16 protein-coding genes are annotated in these 17,771 nt (G+C 60.4%); 4 read left to right on the top strand and 12 right to left on the bottom strand.

Annotation, left to right across the window (positions count from 1 at the left end; translation table 11 throughout):
• The first annotated feature begins 4 nt into the window (after window positions 1–4).
• Window positions 5–1,207 (top strand): glycosyltransferase family 4 protein, encoded by a 1,203-nt coding sequence (locus tag GXB81_RS06660; RefSeq protein WP_167284333.1) that lies wholly within the window; start codon window positions 5–7, stop codon window positions 1,205–1,207.
• Here the strand turns inward: GXB81_RS06660 and GXB81_RS06655 are convergent.
• Entirely contained in the window at window positions 1,171–2,472 is a 1,302-nt protein-coding gene (locus tag GXB81_RS06655; protein ID WP_167039550.1) for an O-antigen ligase family protein, read from the bottom strand. The genes GXB81_RS06660 and GXB81_RS06655 overlap by 37 nt on opposite strands.
• Before the next feature lie 656 nt (window positions 2,473–3,128).
• Here GXB81_RS06655 and GXB81_RS06650 point away from each other — a divergent pair.
• From GXB81_RS06650 to GXB81_RS06640, 3 genes are all read left to right on the top strand, one after another.
• Complete coding sequence (locus tag GXB81_RS06650) at window positions 3,129–4,643, top strand: mannose-1-phosphate guanylyltransferase/mannose-6-phosphate isomerase (RefSeq protein ID WP_167039552.1); 1,515 nt, start codon at window positions 3,129–3,131, stop codon at window positions 4,641–4,643.
• A 41-nt stretch (window positions 4,644–4,684) separates the two neighbouring features.
• Entirely contained in the window at window positions 4,685–6,067 is a 1,383-nt protein-coding gene (locus GXB81_RS06645; protein WP_205988683.1) for an undecaprenyl-phosphate glucose phosphotransferase, read from the top strand.
• Window positions 6,068–6,164: 97 nt separating this feature from the next.
• The gene (locus tag GXB81_RS06640) at window positions 6,165–7,262 is read left to right on the top strand and encodes a sugar-transfer associated ATP-grasp domain-containing protein (protein WP_205988682.1); all 1,098 of its coding nucleotides are present in this window, start codon (window positions 6,165–6,167) and stop codon (window positions 7,260–7,262) included.
• A 21-nt stretch (window positions 7,263–7,283) separates the two neighbouring features.
• On the opposite strand, the gene GXB81_RS06635 is transcribed toward GXB81_RS06640, so the two are convergent.
• The 11 genes from GXB81_RS06635 to GXB81_RS06585 form a co-directional block, all read right to left on the bottom strand.
• The gene (locus tag GXB81_RS06635; protein ID WP_205988681.1) at window positions 7,284–7,688 is read right to left on the bottom strand and encodes a hypothetical protein; all 405 of its coding nucleotides are present in this window, start codon (window positions 7,686–7,688) and stop codon (window positions 7,284–7,286) included.
• 19 nt (window positions 7,689–7,707) lie between these two features.
• Complete coding sequence (locus tag GXB81_RS06630) at window positions 7,708–8,379, bottom strand: RraA family protein (RefSeq protein WP_205988680.1); 672 nt, start codon at window positions 8,377–8,379, stop codon at window positions 7,708–7,710.
• The gene (locus GXB81_RS06625) at window positions 8,376–9,425 is read right to left on the bottom strand and encodes an amidohydrolase family protein (RefSeq protein WP_167039561.1); all 1,050 of its coding nucleotides are present in this window, start codon (window positions 9,423–9,425) and stop codon (window positions 8,376–8,378) included. Before GXB81_RS06625 ends, GXB81_RS06630 begins: the two co-directional genes overlap by 4 nt.
• A 48-nt stretch (window positions 9,426–9,473) precedes the next feature.
• Entirely contained in the window at window positions 9,474–10,790 is a 1,317-nt protein-coding gene (locus GXB81_RS06620) for an MFS transporter (protein ID WP_205988679.1), read from the bottom strand.
• Between the two features lie 138 nt (window positions 10,791–10,928).
• A complete protein-coding gene (locus GXB81_RS06615; RefSeq protein ID WP_167039563.1) occupies window positions 10,929–11,828 on the bottom strand; it encodes a LysR family transcriptional regulator in 900 nt (299 codons plus the stop codon).
• Between the two features lie 54 nt (window positions 11,829–11,882).
• On the bottom strand, window positions 11,883–12,071 hold the full coding sequence (locus tag GXB81_RS06610; RefSeq protein WP_205988678.1) for a hypothetical protein: 189 nt from the start codon (window positions 12,069–12,071) through the stop codon (window positions 11,883–11,885).
• Window positions 12,072–12,449: 378 nt separating this feature from the next.
• On the bottom strand, window positions 12,450–12,782 hold the full coding sequence (locus GXB81_RS06605) for a hypothetical protein (RefSeq protein ID WP_167284324.1): 333 nt from the start codon (window positions 12,780–12,782) through the stop codon (window positions 12,450–12,452).
• A gap of 134 nt (window positions 12,783–12,916) precedes the next feature.
• Entirely contained in the window at window positions 12,917–13,228 is a 312-nt protein-coding gene (locus tag GXB81_RS06600; protein WP_167284323.1) for a hypothetical protein, read from the bottom strand.
• Entirely contained in the window at window positions 13,225–13,638 is a 414-nt protein-coding gene (locus GXB81_RS06595) for a DUF2778 domain-containing protein (RefSeq protein WP_345889903.1), read from the bottom strand. The genes GXB81_RS06600 and GXB81_RS06595 overlap by 4 nt, the downstream gene beginning before the upstream one ends.
• 978 nt (window positions 13,639–14,616) lie before the next feature.
• A complete protein-coding gene (locus GXB81_RS06590; protein WP_205988676.1) occupies window positions 14,617–15,975 on the bottom strand; it encodes an MFS transporter in 1,359 nt (452 codons plus the stop codon).
• A 647-nt stretch (window positions 15,976–16,622) separates the two neighbouring features.
• Window positions 16,623–17,705 carry a tartrate dehydrogenase gene (locus GXB81_RS06585; RefSeq protein WP_167039575.1) on the bottom strand — a complete coding sequence of 361 codons (1,083 nt, stop codon included), beginning with the start codon at window positions 17,703–17,705 and terminating at the stop codon, window positions 16,623–16,625.
• Between the last annotated feature and the right edge of the window lie 66 nt (window positions 17,706–17,771).

The following is a 17,771-nucleotide window of genomic DNA, read 5'->3' as shown; positions in this document are numbered from 1 at the left end:
CGAAGTGAAAGTCGCTATTGTTCACGATTGGCTGGTGGTCTCGGGCGGCGCCGAGAAAGTATTGAAGAACATCATCGAGTGCTTCCCGAATGCGGACATCTTCTCGATTGTCGATTTTCTCGAAGACCGCGAGTGCGTAAAGGGGAAATCGGTCAACACGTCGTTTATCCAGAGAATGCCGTTCGCGAAGAGACGTTACCGCGCTTATCTGCCGCTGATGCCGCTGGCGATCGAGCAGGTCGATCTGTCCGGCTACGATCTCGTGATTTCGAGTTCGCACGCGGTGGCAAAGGGCGTGTTGACCGGGCCGAACCAGGTGCATATCAGCTACGTCCATTCGCCGATCCGCTACGCGTGGGATTTGCAGCATCAGTATCTGCGTGAATCGCACCTCGACACGGGCGTTCGCTCGGTGCTGGCGCGCGTGCTGCTGCATTACATTCGCGGCTGGGATTCGCGTTCCGCGAACGGCGTCGATTATCTCGTCGCCAATTCACAGTTCATTGCGCGGCGAATCAGAAAGGCCTATCAGCGCGATGCCACGGTCATTTATCCACCGGTCGATCTCGCCAATATGAAGGTTCGCATGCAGAAGGACGACTTCTACGTCACGGCTTCGCGCATGGTGCCTTACAAGCGCATCGATCTGATCGTGCAGGCGTTTTCGCAAACGCCCGAGCGCAGGCTCGTCGTGATCGGCGATGGCCCCGAGATGAAGAAGATCAAGGCTGTGGCCGGAGAAAACGTGGAGATTCTCGGCCATCAGCCATCCGATGTTCTGATCGACCATTTGCAGCGCGCTCGCGCATTCGTGTTCGCGGCCGAGGAAGACTTCGGTATTTCCGTCGTGGAAGCACAGGCATGCGGTACACCGGTTATCGCATTCGGCCGGGGCGGAGCACTCGAATCGGTGGTGGGCTTGCCGCTCGAGCGGGCCACCGGCGTGTTCTTCAACGCACAAACGGTGGAATCGTTGCTCGAAGCGGTCAGCCGGTTTGAAGACAACGCGGGCGTATTCGACCCTCGTCGGTGCCGCAGGAACGCCGAGCGTTTCTCATCGGAGAACTTCAAGAAATCGCTCAAGGGTTTTGTCGAGTCGCGGCTTCCGGGTGCCTGTGTCGAACAGGCTTTGCCACCTGCACCGAGCGCGCCGCGCCCCGTCGAAGAACGTCATCTCGCCGACCTCGCCGACGTTACTACGCCCTGAGATTGAGCCGGGCGTTGCTGCACGACGCTCGCCCTGCGGCGCGTACGCGGATCGAACGCGAACACGGAAGCAGTGAGCGGGCGTGCCGCAAGCAGCAGTGAGATCACCAGAGAAAGAATCAGAACATTCGACGGCGACACCAGCCGATGTTCGGTGGCCGACATCACGAGCAGGCACACCGACGATATTTCGACGAAGCGGAAAGCCGCGAAATTACGCCCGCCATCGACAAGGGCCGCGAACGCCGCGCCCTGTTTGCTCCACTCGACCAGCTTCCAGTAGAACGCCAGTATCAGCGTCAGGCCCACCACGCCGAGTTCGGCGAGGATGTTCAGATAAGAGTTGTGGGCGTGGGAGTCGCTATGTTCGATGATGACGTCGGACGGAACGCCGAGTAGATGAAAGTACGAGGCGACGCTGCCGATATGGTCGTCGAACGAGCCGAAGCCGAGACCGACAATCGGGCTCTGTTCGAAATAGGCGAGTGCGCGCGGCCACAGCCATTCGTAGCGAATGTCCAGATTGGCGACCTTTTCGTCCTGATTGTGGATCGAGAACGTGTAGCCCATGTAATCGACGGTCGGATCGGTATGGTGGATCGCCATCGCGAGCGAACCGGCCAGCATGGCGGCGACCAGCGAAGCCAGAATCCAGCGTTTGCGGCCAAAGTACAGATACGGAAGGATCGCTGCCGCACCGAGCAGCGAGCCCCGGCTGTAGGTGGAAAACAGCATGAGCGCATTGCAGGCGAGCAGCGCGACGAGCAGCTTGCTGCGCTTTTGCAGGTAGCACGCGACACCGAGGCAGAACAGCATGGCGAAGAAGCCGCCAGCCGCATTACGGGCGATGAAGTAGCTGCCGAACGTATCGGCGGGATGCGTGAAAATGCCGATCAGGCCGTTTTCGACAATGTAGTAAGCGTAGAGCGGCAGATTGATGAGAACCGCGAACGTGAAGAACGTGCGCAGTACTTTGTTCAGATCCCAACGGTGCGCATACAGACAACCGGCAAAAATGGGTGCATACGAAATGAAGAAATTGCCGTCGCGGCGGTAAAAATCGAACTCCAGAAAGGACCGCGGATCGTAAAGCAGCGTCGAGGCAATGACGAAAAGCGTGAACGCGGTAAACGGTGCCATAAACGCAGGATAGCTACGCCCATAGAAGCGCCATGAGCAGAAGATAAGGGGCACGAAGCCAATTGCACTGATCGGCACGAAATTGGTGACGGTCAGAAAAAGTGCGAGCAGTGAGATATAGGCCATTGCAACTCCGGAAAACAGTAGCGCGCCGTTCGATGAGCTGGCGATACGCTGGATGACGGCGTGAACATGAAGCAGGATGCTGGCGTTGCACCGGCGAAAGACACGATAGGTGTCCGTCTTTGACATGAACTTTGACACGAATGTGTCGAGACGTTCATCTGAACGGTAGCACGTGTAGGTGATGATTTCCAATCTTCAACGTGCTGTCTGCAACAGGAATGCAAGCTCGTTCGTATTCCTCGCAATCGGAGACCGCAGCCAGAGCCAAAACTTCCACGGTTCGCGCCAGAACGGCTTATTTCAGTATCGGCTGACTATGATGGGACACATCGGGGCGCGATGTGTCGCGAATGTCGCGATCAGTATCGTGAACATCGTTGCCTCACTTGTTCTTTCGGTTTTTTCGTTATCCGGTCGTCGTCGAACAGACGGCAGCGATCCGGCCACGCGGTTCTGCGTATTTCCCGAACGAGCCGGACTCCATACCGGCATCTGTCTTTCACTGCGAACTGAGCGGCTGGTCGGGTCTGTCCGACGCGGACGTCCTGTCATTAATCACACAAGAAGGCATCGAGACGATTCACGTCGCAGCGCGTCAGGCGTTGGCGTCGACAGAGAATCGTGCGCGAGCCGGCTTCGATGGCGAGGAGTTACAGATGAGTAAGGTTGGCGCGGTGGCAGCTACAAGAGATACCGATGCGACGCTGCAGCACGAGGTCGATATTCCGCCTCTCGTGCCGGTGATTCTGGCCGGCGGTTCGGGCACGCGGCTGTGGCCTGTGTCGCGAGAACAGTTTCCGAAGCAGTTGATCGATGTGATCGGCAATCAGACCTTGCTGCAGGCCACGATGGGACGCATGGCCGGCTTCGAGGGCGCATGGGATGTCGCGGACGATCCGGTGATCGTCTGTGGTGCCGAGCATTATTTCGCTACGTGCGAGCAGGCGCGCGAAATCGGCGTGAATGCACGCATCGTGGTCGAACCCGCGCGGCGCGACACCGCGCCCGCACTGACGCTCGCGGCACTGGCCGCATGCGCCGACAACGAGGACGCGATTCTGGTCGCCATGCCCGCGGACCATGCCATAGCGAATCTCGATGCGCTTCACCACGCGATTGGCATCGCGGCGACTCACGCGCAGGAGGGCGCCATCGTCACGCTCGGTGTGCCGCCTGAGCGTCCCGATACGGGGTTCGGCTATATCCGTCTCGGCGGTGCCCTGAAGGATGGCGCGCGCCATATCGAACGATTCGTCGAGAAGCCTGCGGTGGAACTTGCGGCGCAGTATGTCGGCTCCGGCAATTACTGGTGGAATAGCGGTATTTTCGTCGTGCGTGCTTCGATCTGGCTCAAGGTCATCGGGCAATGCCAGCCGGAAATGCATGCCGCCTGCGTGCAGGCCTATCGCAATGCCAAACAGACCGACGAATGCCTGATGCCGGAAGCGGCCGAGTTCTTGCGCTCGCCCGCCGATTCGATCGATTACGCGGTGATGGAGCAACTCGGCAAGCCCGGCTCGACATTCACCGGTGTCGTGGTGCCGCTCGAAGCGGGCTGGTCCGATCTCGGCTCGTGGGATGCGGTATGGCAAGCGATGGAGAAGGACGAATGCGGCAACGCTTCGAATGGCCGCGTGCTGTTCGAAGGCGCGACCGCGACCTATGCGCGCTCCCAGGGCGGCCGGCTGGTCGCCTGTGTCGGCACGGACAACCTGGTCGTGATCGAAACCGACGACGCGGTGCTCGTCGCGGATCGCGCGCACGTGCAGGACGTCAAGGAGCTTGTGTCGCGTATCCGGCGTGAGAAGTCGCCGGAAGCGGACACGCACAGAAAAGTCCGTCGTCCATGGGGCTTTTACGATTCCATCGATCAAGGCGAGCGCTTTCAGGTGAAGCGCATCGTCGTCAGCCCGGGGGCGCGTCTGTCGCTGCAAATGCACCATCATCGCGCGGAGCACTGGGTGGTGGTGAGCGGAACGGCATTGGTCACGCGCGGAGACGAGCAGTTTCTGCTCGGCGAAAACGAGTCGACCTATATTCCGCTCGGTATTCGTCATCGGCTCGAAAATCCGGGCCGCGTGCCGCTGCAGATTATCGAGGTTCAGTCCGGTACCTATCTCGGCGAAGACGACATCGTCCGCTTCGACGACAAGTATGGGCGTTGCGGCTAATGCGCTGGAGTCGAACGGAACTGCACCCTCAGGAGGCTGCAATGCGATTGCTGACTGGTCTACTGGCGAGATGTTTCGACGTGGCGATGATCGTTGCGGGCGCTTTCGCGGCCTCGCAGATTCGCTTCGACGACGGCTCGCAACGGAGTTTCTACTTTGCGTTCGTCGCGTTTGCCGCAGCGTTTTCTCTTGCCGTGTTTCCGGCGCTCGGCGTCTATGACTCATGGCGCGGCCGCTCGAAGAGAGCACTGGCCGGACATATCGCGTTGAGCTGGCTCGTCGTGCAGGCCTGCGCGATGGTGCTGATGTTCTCGCTGCACCGGATCGATCTGGTGTCGCGGCTCTGGTTCGCGTACTGGACCGGTATTTCCGGGGCCGCGATGATGGCGGGCCGCATGCTGACGCATGCGCTGCTCGGCCACGTGCGCGTGGCGGGAATGAACTTGCAGCAGGTCGCGGTGGCCGCCTGCGGAGATCATTGCGACGAAATCATCCGCAAGATAGAGCAGTCGCCGGCCGCCGGGTTTCGCGCGAATGCGCTCTATAACCTGAGCGCCGGTTGCGGGCTCCCGACGGGCTCGTCCGTGCGCGTGTTCGAACGGCATGAGGCGTTTGCCCGCTACGTGCGCGAGCAGAACATTGGCGAAGTATGGCTTGCACTGCCGCTTTCGGAAGAGCGCGCGATTCTCCGGCTCGTCGCGGAGTTTCGTAACGATCTGATCAATATCCGCTTCATGCCCGACGTGCGCACGCTCGCGCTTTTCGAAGGCAGCATGACCGATCTGCTCGGTCTGCCGACGATCAATCTTGCCGCGTCGCCGTTGCCGCCGAATGCGCTGGTGCAGAAAGACCTGTTCGATCGTCTCTTTGCGCTCTTTGCATTGATTGCGGTTTCGCCGATTCTGCTTGGCTGCGCAATTGCGGTCAAACTGAGTTCGCATGGACCGGTGTTTTTCAGGCAACGCCGCAAAGGCGCGGACGGGCGTGTCTTTACGATCTACAAGTTCCGCACGATGCGCTTGCATGAGCAGAAGGCCGGTGTGCTCGAACAGGCCACGCGTGGCGATCCGCGCATTACGGCGGTGGGCGCTTTCCTGCGCCGGACCAGTCTCGATGAACTGCCGCAGTTCTTCAACGTATTGCGCGGCGATATGTCCGTAGTGGGGCCCCGTCCTCATGCGCTCGAACACGACGATCTCTATCAGAACATCGTGTCCGGCTACATTCATCGCTATCGGATCAAGCCCGGCATTACCGGCTGGGCGCAGATCAACGGTTTTCGCGGTGAAACGGATCGGCTCGAAAAGATGGAAGGCCGCGTCGCGCACGATCTGTACTACCTGAGGAACTGGTCGTTCTGGCTCGACGTCAGGATCATTCTGGCGACGATTTTCAAGGGAATTCATCATCCGAACGCGTATTGAATGTTCGACATAGGCGTTCAATACGTGACACTGGACGAAAATAACGGATGGAAATAATGGGTAGGAACAACACGCGGACATTGGCGGACATAACGTGATGCTATCCGACGTTGAGAGTGTAGTGAGGCGATCCGCGAAGCGGGTCGCGCAATACCGTTTTCACCTCGACCATGCCGCGCAGGCGAAACGGGTATTGCAGCTACTCGAAGAAAAGTACGGCCGCGCCGATCCGGCGAACCTGAAGCTCGCGGACGCCTATGCGAGCGACGTGTTCGGCGACGCGATCTACGCGCCGTGGCTGCGTGTCTACACGGCATTCAACGGCGCGTTCAAGGAAGGCTGGATTCCCGACAACTACTATGCGACCGTGGTGATGCCGTATATGAAGGGCGGGTACGGCAAGATTTCGAACCTGAAGCCGATATCGCAGCTGATCTTCGGCGGCGACGTATTGCCGGACCTCGCGTATTACGTCAATGGCCTGTTTTTCACGGACCAAAGCGTGGTCGTGCCGGCGCACGAATTGAAGGATATTATCTTCGAGCACACCGAGCGCGTGGTCTTCAAGCTCGATGGATCGATGCAGGGCAATGGCGTGCATATTTTCGACAGGACGAATTTCGACCCCGAGGTCATCCGCTCGCTCGGCAATGGCGTGATCCAGAGGTTCATCATTCAGCACCGGCTATTCAAGGCGTTCGCATCGAAACCGGTGGCAACGTTGCGTCTGACCACCGTGGTGGACGATGCCGGCCGTATTTCGCTTCGCGCGGCTTTCCTGCGGCTTGGAAGAGCGGACGATACGCATATCCTGATCGATCGCGAAGTCTGCGTGCCCGTCAAAATCGAAACGGGCGAGTTGTGCGACGAAGGTTATCTGGGCGACTGGGGCGCGGTCGAGGCGCATCCGGATTCGGGTGTGCGTTTTGCGGGCATGAAGCTGCCTGCATTTGCGCAGTGCGTCGCGACCGTGTTGAGACTGCACGGAAAGATTCCGTTTGCGCGTTGCGTCGGATGGGATGTGACCGTCGATGCCGACGATCGCGTGCAGGTCATGGAGTGGAACGGCGAGCACAACGACGTGAAGTTCAGCGAGACCACGCAAGGGCCCTGTTTTATGGGGCTGAACTGGGAGAAGCTGCACGCCGCGCCCGGGTTTTCACCGCGGGCGGGCAGCCAGGGCAGAACGCCCTAGTCGGTAGGCGGGGAAAGCGTGTCATGCGGAAAGCGGCACGTCCTCGATCAATTCGGCCTTGACCACGCGAATCCTGCGGTCGACAAAGTACCCGCCGCCTTCGACATAGCGTAGATAAAGACGCGCGCACAACGAGCATTGCCACACACCGCAACGGTTGTAGGGGAAATAGCGCGGGGCGATAGGCGCGTCCGCGGACCAGTAAGTGGTTGTATTCGGCAGGTACTCGCTGAAGGTCGGCTCGGGATCGTCTTCCGGCATCAGCGTGCCGACTTCCTCGAATAGCGTTTCATCGAGCGAGAGCGGCTGCGATTGCCAGCCGTCGAGCGGCGTACGGGTGCATTCGCAAGGCTCGCCGGCGCGCGGCTGTTGTTGCGCGGCGCGCGCGAGGGCGAGCAGGGCGGCGGCGTTCAGTTGTTGCACCATGTGGCGGTTGGCAGGTGGTTCATGATCCGGTCATCATTCGGTCCCGTTGCGCGGCGACCCATGCGCGGTCGAAAGTACCGTTCGCAATCGACGCGAGTGCGGCCGCTTCTTTCGCCTGCTGTTGTCGCGCGCCTTCTATGATGGCGTCGACGTCGGCGGGCGAAATGGCAAGCAGGCCGTCTTCGTCGCCGACAATGATATCGCCTGGATGCACCACCATGCCACCTATCGTGACCGGCACGTTGATTTCGCCGGGGCCGTTCTTGTAGGGACCGCGATGGGTGACGCCGCGCGCGTACACCGGAAAGTCGCGTTGCCGCAGCGCGCCGACGTCACGAATCGCGCCGTCAATCACGAGACCCTGCACGCCGAGGCTTTCCGCGTACGTCGCCATGATTTCGCCCATCAGCGCCTGCGTGAGATCGCCGGCGCCGTCGATAACGAGCACGTCGCCGGGCCGGCAGAACTCGAACGCACGGTGAATCGCGAGATTATCGCCGGGACGGGTATGGATCGTGAGCGCCGTACCGGCCAGCGGCTTCGGCCGATGAAACGGCCGCAAGCCGATCGCGCCGCTCGCTCGCGCCATGTTGTCGCTGAGCAGCGATACCGCGAGTTCGCGCAAAGCCGCGAGCGTGGCCGGACTCGCTTGCGGCGCGCATTCGTATTCTCGCCATCCTGCTGGATTCATGCGCTTGCTCCCTGTGCTGCGAATGGTTGAAATTGTCGATCGAGTTGCCGCGACAGCCGTGCATACACACTGCGCGCGTTGTCTTCGTAAATACGTTGCCGGTCGGCGTCGCTGAGCCATTCGATCGCATCGATATAGCGGCGCGTATCGTCATAGTAGTGGCCCGTGCGCGGATCGATGCCTTGCACCGCGCCGATCGTTTCCGACGCAAACAGAATGTTCTCGACCGGAATCACTTTCGCGAGCAATTCGGCACCGGGCTGGTGGTACACGCAGGTATCGAAGAACACGTTCTTCAGCAGATGCTCTTCGAGCAACGGCCGTTTCATGTCCTGAGCGAGTCCGCGATAACGCCCCCAGTGATAGGGCACAGCGCCGCCGCCGTGCGGAATGACGAAGCGCAGCGTGGGGAAGTCCGCGAACAGATCGCCTTGCAGCAATTGCATGAATGCCGACGTATCGCCATTGAGGTAATGCGCGCCGGTGGCATGGAAATTCGGATTGCATGACGACGATACGTGAATCATCGCCGGCACGTCGAGGTCCACCATCGCTTCGTAAAGCGGATACCAGTGGCGGTCCGTGAGTGGCAGGCCGCTCCAGTGTCCGCCTGACGGATCGGGGTTCAGATTGCAGCCGATAAAGCCGAGTTCTTCGACGCAGCGCCGCAATTCGCCGACGCAGTTCAGCGGCGATACATCCGGTGTTTGTGGCAACTGGCACACGCCGACGAAGTGACGCGGGAACAGTTCGCAGACGCGATGCACGAGATCGTTGCATTCGCTCGACCACTGCGCGTTCGCTTCGGCGCCGGCGAGATGATGGCCCATGCCCGCCGCGCGCGGCGAGAAAATCGTCAGATCGGTGCCGCGTTCGCGTTGCACGCGCAATTGGCCGTTTTCGATGCTTTCTCGAATCTCGTCGTCGCCGATAAACGGCCGGGGCGGCGGCGCGGCGCCGTCCTTGAGCGCAGCGATCTGCTGCGCGCGCCACGCTTCGTGTTGCGGCGGAGAGGTCGTGTAATGACCGTGGCAATCGATAATCATAGTGGGCAGTACCCTTGCGGTTGCATGCGATTCAGAGGCGATTCAGGTTCACGGCGCGGCATTGCCGGCCGCGAGCGATGCGTCTTCGTCGTCGGCCGGTGTCACGCGCATCACGAGGGCGATAATCGTCGCGACGACGAGAAACGCCGCGATCGTCAGCAAGGCGAGCTTGAAATTGCCGGTCGCGTTACGCACGATTCCGATGCTCCACGGTCCGACGAGGCCGCCGAATTGCGCGATCGTGTTGATGAGCGCGATGGTTGCCGCGCCCGCCGCGCCGGTTCGGAACGACGACGCGAGACTCCAGAACAGCGGATTGCCCGCATAGATGAAGAGGCCGGTCACGCACAGCAGCGCATAAGCGATCGCGGGGCTCGGCGCATAGGCGCTGCCGGCAATGGCGAGCGCACTCATGCCATACACGAACGCGAGATGTTTCTTGCGGTCGCCCGTGCGATCGGAACTGCGGCTGATGATGAACGTGCCCAATACACCGAGCAGCGGCGGGGCGGCCGACAGAAAGCCGACTTCGATATTGCTCAAATCGCCAAGGCTCTTGACGATTTGCGGCAGCCAGAGGAAGAGCCCATAAATGCCGACCAGGGCGCAACCGAACAGACAGGCGAGACTCCAGACGCGGATGTCGCTCGCCACGCGCAGCAGCGGAAAATGCCGGTTACCGCCGAGCGCTGCGCGTTCCGCCGCGAGCGTCGATTCGAGCCAGTTCTTTTCCTCGCTGGAGAGCCAGTCGGCATCCGCGGGGCGCTCGGTCATGATGCGCAGCGTGACGAGACCCAGGAGCATCGCAGGCACGCCTTCGAGAATGAACATCCATTGCCAGCCCGCGAGACCCCAAATACCGTTCGCGTAGGTCATCAGCAGGGTCGAAATGGGCCCGCCCAGCACGGCGGAAAACGAGCCCGCGACGATATAGCCGCCGACCGCGCGCGCCCGATAACGCACCGGAAACCATTGGGTCAGATAAACGGCGACGCCGGGCAGAAAGCCGGCTTCCATGACGCCGAGCAGAAAACGCAACACGTAGAAGCTGACGTCGTTGAATACGAATGCCGTAGCGGCGGCCACCGCGCCCCATGTCAGCAGAATGCGCGCAATCCAGATGCGCGCGCCGACGCGATGCAAAAGCAGGTTGCTCGGCACTTCGAGCAGCATATAGCTGACAAAGAAAATACTGCCCGCAAAGCCGAACACGGCCGGGCTGAAGCCCAGCTGCTTGTTCATGTCGAGCGCGGCGAAACCGATATTGATCCGGTCCAGATAGTTGACGAACATCATCGCGAAGAGCAGGGGCATCAATCGCCCATACACTTTGCGCATCGTTGCGGTTTCGTCGAATGCGGTCATGCTGTCTCCTGCCATGCAACGGCGGGCGCGGCCGTCGTTGCGTTTGTCGTATGTGTTCAAGCAATGGCTTTCGCCAATGATAGAAACGCATCGATCAGGAGTCCAAGAGTGCTTGCTTATGCTTGTATAGGCTTTTGCTTATAGTGTCGGGTCGGCGAGCGGTGGCGGCAAGCAGCCGAGAAAGGCGCACAGATGCGGCGAGGTGTCGTCGCTGCGAAAGGTGGCCGCGAGCGTGGAGCGGTACGCCGAGCCGGGGCCGGACAAATGGCGGAAGATCACGTCGGTGCGTCCGTGCCGCGCTACCGATTCGCCGATGAACGTTACGCCGAGGCCGGCCGCGACGAGTGCAATGGCCGTTTGTATTTCGTAAGCCTCATGGGCGACAAGCGGCGTTACGCCGGCATCGCGATAGAGCGATTGCACCGAGTGCTTGAACTGCGCGGTCTGATGCTTGGGGTAGAGAATCAATGGCGTATCGGCGAGATCGGCAATCCGCACGGTTTTGCGCGCGGCGAGCGGATGTCCCGCTTCGAGTGCGACCATGACCCGCTCGCGTAGCAGCGAATACGACGTGCAGCCTTCCACGGTCAGCGGCTGTCGGCCGATGCCGATATGAATGCGCATGTCGCGCAAGGCATCGGTTTGCTCCTCGGTGAGCATTTCGAAGAGCTTGAGTTCGACTTGCGGATACGCCGTGTGGAATTGCTTCAGCGCGGGCGGCAGCACGCTATACATCGACGAACGCGTGAAGCCGATGCTGAGCCAGCCGCGCCGGCCAATGCCGATTTCCTGCGTGGCGAGCGTCATCTGGTCCAGTGAGCCGAGTAGCTGGCGCGCTTCGGTGCACAGATAGTGTCCCGCTTCGGTCAGCATCAACGGCCGCCGCGCGCGGTCGACGAGTTGCGTGCCGAGGCGCTCTTCGAGCGAGCGGATCTGCTGGCTCAGCGCGGGTTGCGCGATATGCAGGCGCTCGGCGGCACGGCTGAAATTGAGTTCTTCAGCGAGAATCACGAAGCATTGCAGGGCTCTGAGGTTCATGTCGGTATTCCTGTCTCCAGTGGGGAAGGATAACCGGTGTTGTTGCGGCAGGCGCTATGGCGCGTTGGTATTGGGAGCAAGCGGTTTGAAGTGCTCGCCGTCGCCAAGGTTCGTGAGGATGTAGCCGTCGCGCTTGCGTATCTTCATGAAGAAAAGCGCAGGTGCAGTATCGGGATCGCCGCCACATTCGCGCGAGTGTTTTTCGTGAACACCGACGATGAAATAGCGCTTGCTGTCCGACACGTCGAATAGCAGGCATGGTGTGGTGTGGGTTGATAGGTGATGGGCTGGGTAACGCTTGCGGCTTTGTCCGCGGCTTCATCCGCTGTGGTAATCGCGCGTGCCGATGCCGTGGCATGCGCGGCGGTGAGCAGCAGGCTCAGGGCCAATGGGCGGATCTTCATGTCTTTCTGTGTTACCGGATGGTTGGGTCTCCGGAAGTTATATATTTTTGAGGATGTAGTCCATGGGCCGTGGATAAATCTTCGACGAGGCGAGAAATCGCATCGGCGGCATCACGCTGAGCGGGCAAGTACCTCGCCGATTTCAACATCGTCGAATAGGCGGGCATGAGCGTCTCCGCTCGCGAAACACCGCACCACATCGGGGGGAACACGGGCATCACTGCGTGGATGAGGGCTGTCCCTTGTGCCGGTTCGCGCACTCCGACGTGAACGCCATGCTCGCCTGATCGGGCGTCATGTGCGGCGCGTCGGGGGCGTAGATCTTGGCGATGATCGCGTTGACGGCCTCGCGATCGGACGGGTCTTTGTAGTAATAGGCGGCCTGCTTGAGCGCCTGAGCCTGGGTCTTTTTGTGCGCGCGCCACGAGGCGACCTGGCCGGCGATATCGCCGAGCGCGAAGCATTGATCGCTGACGGTCTGCGCGACGGCCTGAGCGGCCGGCTGTGCCACACACAGCGCGACAAGCGCGGATACGACTACGCGTTTCATTACCGGAATCCTGAGATGAGGCGGGCGACGGCGCGGCGACGGTGATTGCCGTTGCCGCGTTCGTATGGGGTGAAGAAAGACGTAGTGTATCGGGAAGTGGGGCGGCGCGCTTTTAGGCGGACGGCGGGGTGCGTTCAATCGGGTTGATTGAGCCTATTGCGTGCGACGAATCGACGCCGCGCGATAAAGCTGAGCAGGGCGATGATCGCCGCGATGCATAGGGATGACGCGATGAAGAGAAGCAGGATGCATGTGTCCTGAATGTCGAGGGCGTCGGGCTGGTAGTCGGCATATATCAAACGTATTGCGTGCCGAACGATTGCTGAAAGCCACGATGGTATGTCGAACGTGAAGTGTTGCAGAAGGAACCGGGTTAGCTGCATGCCGCCCAGGCAGGACAGCGCGAGTCCGGCGAGACACCCGCCGATAAGTGTGAGACGTTTCATCGGACTTCCAGGCGGCCGTATGCTTTCAGATGATCGCTACCCGGAATGGCGATATTCGGCTTGTGAGAGCGAATGTAGCGCTGCAGTCGTTCGAAGTCGTTGCCGTTTTTCACAGTGATGCAGCCGTCACTTTCGCGCATCGGGCCTTCAGGGTGAAGGCGAAAATTACCACGACGTATTCCGTCAATCATTGTGGTATCGCCGCCGTGAGCGTTCCATAGCATGAACCATTTTGTTCGGTCGGTGCTACCAAGGTATGTGTCACTCAGATCGTGCAACCATCCCAATCTTCCACCCGATTGACGGTCAACAATAAAGTACGTGCCAGGCGGAATAGCTCCAGTCATGGGGATCGAAACTGCATTGGGATTGTCTCGACCCTTACCATGACCCGAATAGGCTTCGATCATCCTAAGTCCCAAACAATAGAGGCTCGAAGTTTCACGGTTATTGAGTGCAAAGGTACAGAATACAGACATTTCTTCTTCGGCTACAGAAATTGGATGAGTAAACGTCGCAGACGCAACACAGATCACGGTGTGTGACGGTGGCCACAGATGCACACTCGTTGCACAACGGCTAGCAATTCGGCGACTCTAATAGCTTGTCGATATTTGCGACCGTCGGCAAGTGCACGGGGGTATCGATCCGTGAATCTCGGTACTCGTCACTTCGTTCATGTCAGAATTTGAGCGAAAAATACCTGTGCTTACCATCTATTTTGAGTGTGGATAATGGGAGATGGGGACAACTCGTCCTTGAAGTCCAAGGCTATGCCGTATTGTTTTTCTCTTCTGATAAGAGTTAAAAATAGTCACAGATTGATTGAGACTGACTGGAGTTGCCCCTGTAACTCAGGATAACTACTATCGGCAACTCAGCAATCCCGCTGTAGCGCAGGTATCGACTTAAACCAAACAGCCTTCACGATTCCCGGGGCAGTTCAGATCGCCGCGATGCATAGGAATGACGCGATGAATAGAAGCAGGATGCGCGTGTCCTGAATGACGGTTACTGATCCTCTTCACAGCAATTATTTTTACATCCTGGCGTAAGCTGTAGTATGACCATCCTGCTGGTTTCTGCGTAGCTGGAAGGGTTTCCGAAGCTAACGTAATCTCAAAGAGGGGACAAACAGCCGTGTCTGGAACTGACGAAGGAAGAACGCGCAAACCTTGTGCCGATGGCGAGAAGTCGACTCAATCAAAAGTGTTGCAAAGCGTTGCGAATCGAGTCCTAACTCTCAATCACATATCCATTGCTCCACGCCCCGAACCCCACCTCGACTTGCGACACCCCCAAAGAAAAAGCCGCTCTGCAATTCGCAGAGCGGCTTCGAAAAACCACCAGGCTCGCGGCCCATCACCGGGCCGCATCGCCGAAAAAACTCAATGCCCGAATGATTCCGCCTTCGACGCATTCGCTTCCGCTACTTGCGGACGTGCTGCCTGTTTGATCAGCAGCGCGACACACGACAACAGACCGGCAACCGCGATCGTCGCGAAGATGCCGCTGAACGAGAAGTGGCGGCGCGTCAGTTCGGCCACGAGGAACGAGCCCGCGATGCCGCCGAAGCGGCCCACGCCGAGCATCCACGCGACGCCGGTGCCGCGGCCCGCGGTCGGATAGAACGCGGCGGCGAGTGCCGGCATCGACGATTGCGCGGTGTTCATCAGCACGCCGGCGATGAATACGATCAGCACGAGCGCGCCGACGTTGCCGGCCGCCTGGCCGATGAAGTACACGCTGAGCGCGGTCAGCGCATAGCAGACCGCGATAACGCGGTTGGCGTTGAAGCGGTCCATCAGCACGCCGGCCAGCACCGCGCCGACGCCGCCGAGCGGGAACAGCGCCGAAATCAGCGTCGCGCGTTGCGGCGTGAGGCCGGCGTCTTTCAGCAGGATCGGCATCCAGTTGATCGACGCGTAGAAGATCACGAGGCCCATGAAATACGCGAGCCACAGCATCACCGAGCCGACGATGTACGAGCGCGACAGCACGACGCCGAGACCCTTGCCGCCGGTTTGCGGCGCGGTTTCGGTCATCGTGAATGCGCCCGCCTGCACGGCGTCGCCGGAAATGCGCGCGAGTGCCGCGCGAATCCGCTCGACCGGCTTCTGGTTCGCGACCATGTAGCGCACCGACTCGGGCATCTTCGTGAGCAGCAGGACCGACAGCAGGAGCGGCGTGACGCCGCCGAGCAGCAGGACGCTGCGCCAGCCGAAATGCGGAATCATCCATGCGGCGAGGAAGCCGCCGAATGCCGCGCCGAGCGGAAAGCCGCAGAACATCAGGTTGATGACGGTGGCGCGGCGGTTGTCCGGGCAGTACTCGCCCATCATCGTGACGGCGTTCGGCATCGCGGCGCCGAGGCCGACGCCGGTGATGAAGCGCAGCACGGTCAGTTGCTCGATGCCGGTCGAGAATGCCGACGCGAGGCACGCGAGCCCGAACAGCAGCACCGAGCCGAGCAGCATGCCGCGACGGCCGAGGCGGTCGGACAGCGGGCCGGAACCGAGCGCGCCGCACGCGAGGCCGAACAGCGCCGCGCTCAGCACGGGCGCGAGCGCGGGTTTGTCGATGCCCCATTCGGTGATGAGCGAGGGGGCGATGAAGCCGATCGCGGCGGTGTCAAAACCGTCCAGCAGGACGATGATGAAGCACATGAAGAAGATCAGCCACTGGAACGGCGAAAACGGGTGCTCGTTGATAAAGGTTTGAACGTTCACAGCGGTGCTGCGGTTCATGATGGTCTCCTGACTGCGAAAAAGCCCGACATAACGGGCGTTTTTTCTTAAGACCGTGTGCCGTCGGGTAGCGGCGCACGATGCCTGCACCTGCGGCGAACTGCTGGGCTTAGGCAATGAATCATACCCGCTGCGGTTCGCGTGCGGGAGCGTCGCCGGGATCGGCGTTTTGTTCGAATAAAGAACAGTGATTCTTCACGCGAACGCGCGCCACTGTAAGTAATTTGATGGCAGCGGGCAACGGGGGATTACCCGAGATGAGAAACGCGCCTCGCGAAGGTGCGATGGGACTTCGCGATGGGGTTGATTCCGGAGTCGTCGAGCGGGCCGAACCTGAGGTGCGGATGCGCGGCTTCAGCGTGCGCGTGCGGCGATCTATTTCGCGTTGACGTCGAATTCACAGGTATCGACGGCGCGGATGTTCAACGGGTTCAACGGAGTGTGCGCGAAGGCGACGGCGGTGCTTTTTATCTCACGATGCGCATTAGTTCGCATGGCAAATGAATCTGCCCGGCATGATCGATGTGATGGAACACGCGCATCGCTTCAGCGAAGTCGAATTTGCTTTGCCCGAAGGGCAGCGTATCCGCATGCCGAGGCTGCAATCCGCATTCGATTGGCAACCCCAGGCAACACGCTCTGTCAGGTCACGCGAGCTTCGCCGCAATCGCCGCGCCGACCTCGCTCGTGCTTGCGCTGCCGCCGAGGTCGCCGGTATGCGGGCCTTCGGCGAGCGTCGCCTCGATCGCGCGCAGGATCGCGTCGTGCGCTTCGCGCTCCTTGCCGGTGGAGCGGCCGAGGAAGTCGAGCATCATCGCGGCCGACCAGATCATCGCGATCGGATTGGCGATGTGCTTGCCGGCGATGTCGGGTGCCGAGCCGTGCACCGGTTCGAACAGCGACGGGAACGTGCGGTCCGGATTCAGATTGCCCGACGGCGCGAGGCCGATCGTGCCGGTACAGGCAGGGCCGAGATCGGAAAGGATGTCGCCGAACAGGTTGGTCGCGACCACCACGTCGAAGCGGTCCGGGTTCAGCACGAAGCGCGCGGAAAGGATGTCGATGTGCTGCTTGTCCCATTCGACGTCCGGATAGTGCGCGGCGATGCCGGCCGCGCATTTGTCCCACCACGGCATGCTGATCGCGATGCCGTTGCTCTTCGTCGCGACCGTGATCTTCTTGCGTTCGCGCCGCTGCGCGAGATCGAATGCGAACTTCAGCACGCGCTCGCTGCCGTGCCGTGTGAACACCGATTCCTGCAGCACGAATTCGCGCTCGGTGCCTTCGAACATCACGCCGCCGACCGACGAATACTCGCCCTCGGTGTTCTCGCGCACGATCCAGAAGTCGATGTCGCCGGCCTTGCGTCCCGCGAGCGGCGACGGCACGCCCGCGAAAAGACGCGCGGGGCGCAGATTCACGTATTGATCGAATTCGCGGCGGAATTTCAGCAGCGACCCCCACAGCGAAATATGATCGGGCACGGTGTCGGGCCAGCCGACCGCGCCGAACAGGATCGCATCCATCGATTGCAGTTGCGTTTTCCAGTCGTCGGGCATCATCTTGCCGTGCTTCGCGTAGTAGTCGCAGCTTGCCCACTCGATATGCCGATACTCGAGTTCGATGCCGAAGCGTTTCGTCGCGACGTCCAGCACGCGCAGCGCTTCCGGCATCACTTCGACGCCGATGCCGTCGCCCGGTATGACGGCAATCCGATATCTGTTCGACATGCTGTGCTCCTTCTGTGTAATGGGTGTGCAACGGGGTATGCAGCGGAGTACCCAACGGGTATCGAC

The organism is Paraburkholderia sp. Ac-20336 (genome assembly GCF_017105025.1).
In the GTDB taxonomy this organism is placed as follows: domain Bacteria; phylum Pseudomonadota; class Gammaproteobacteria; order Burkholderiales; family Burkholderiaceae; genus Paraburkholderia.
The sequence above is the reverse complement of the archived record's forward strand: the minus strand, read 5'-3'. Positions and strand labels throughout refer to the sequence as shown.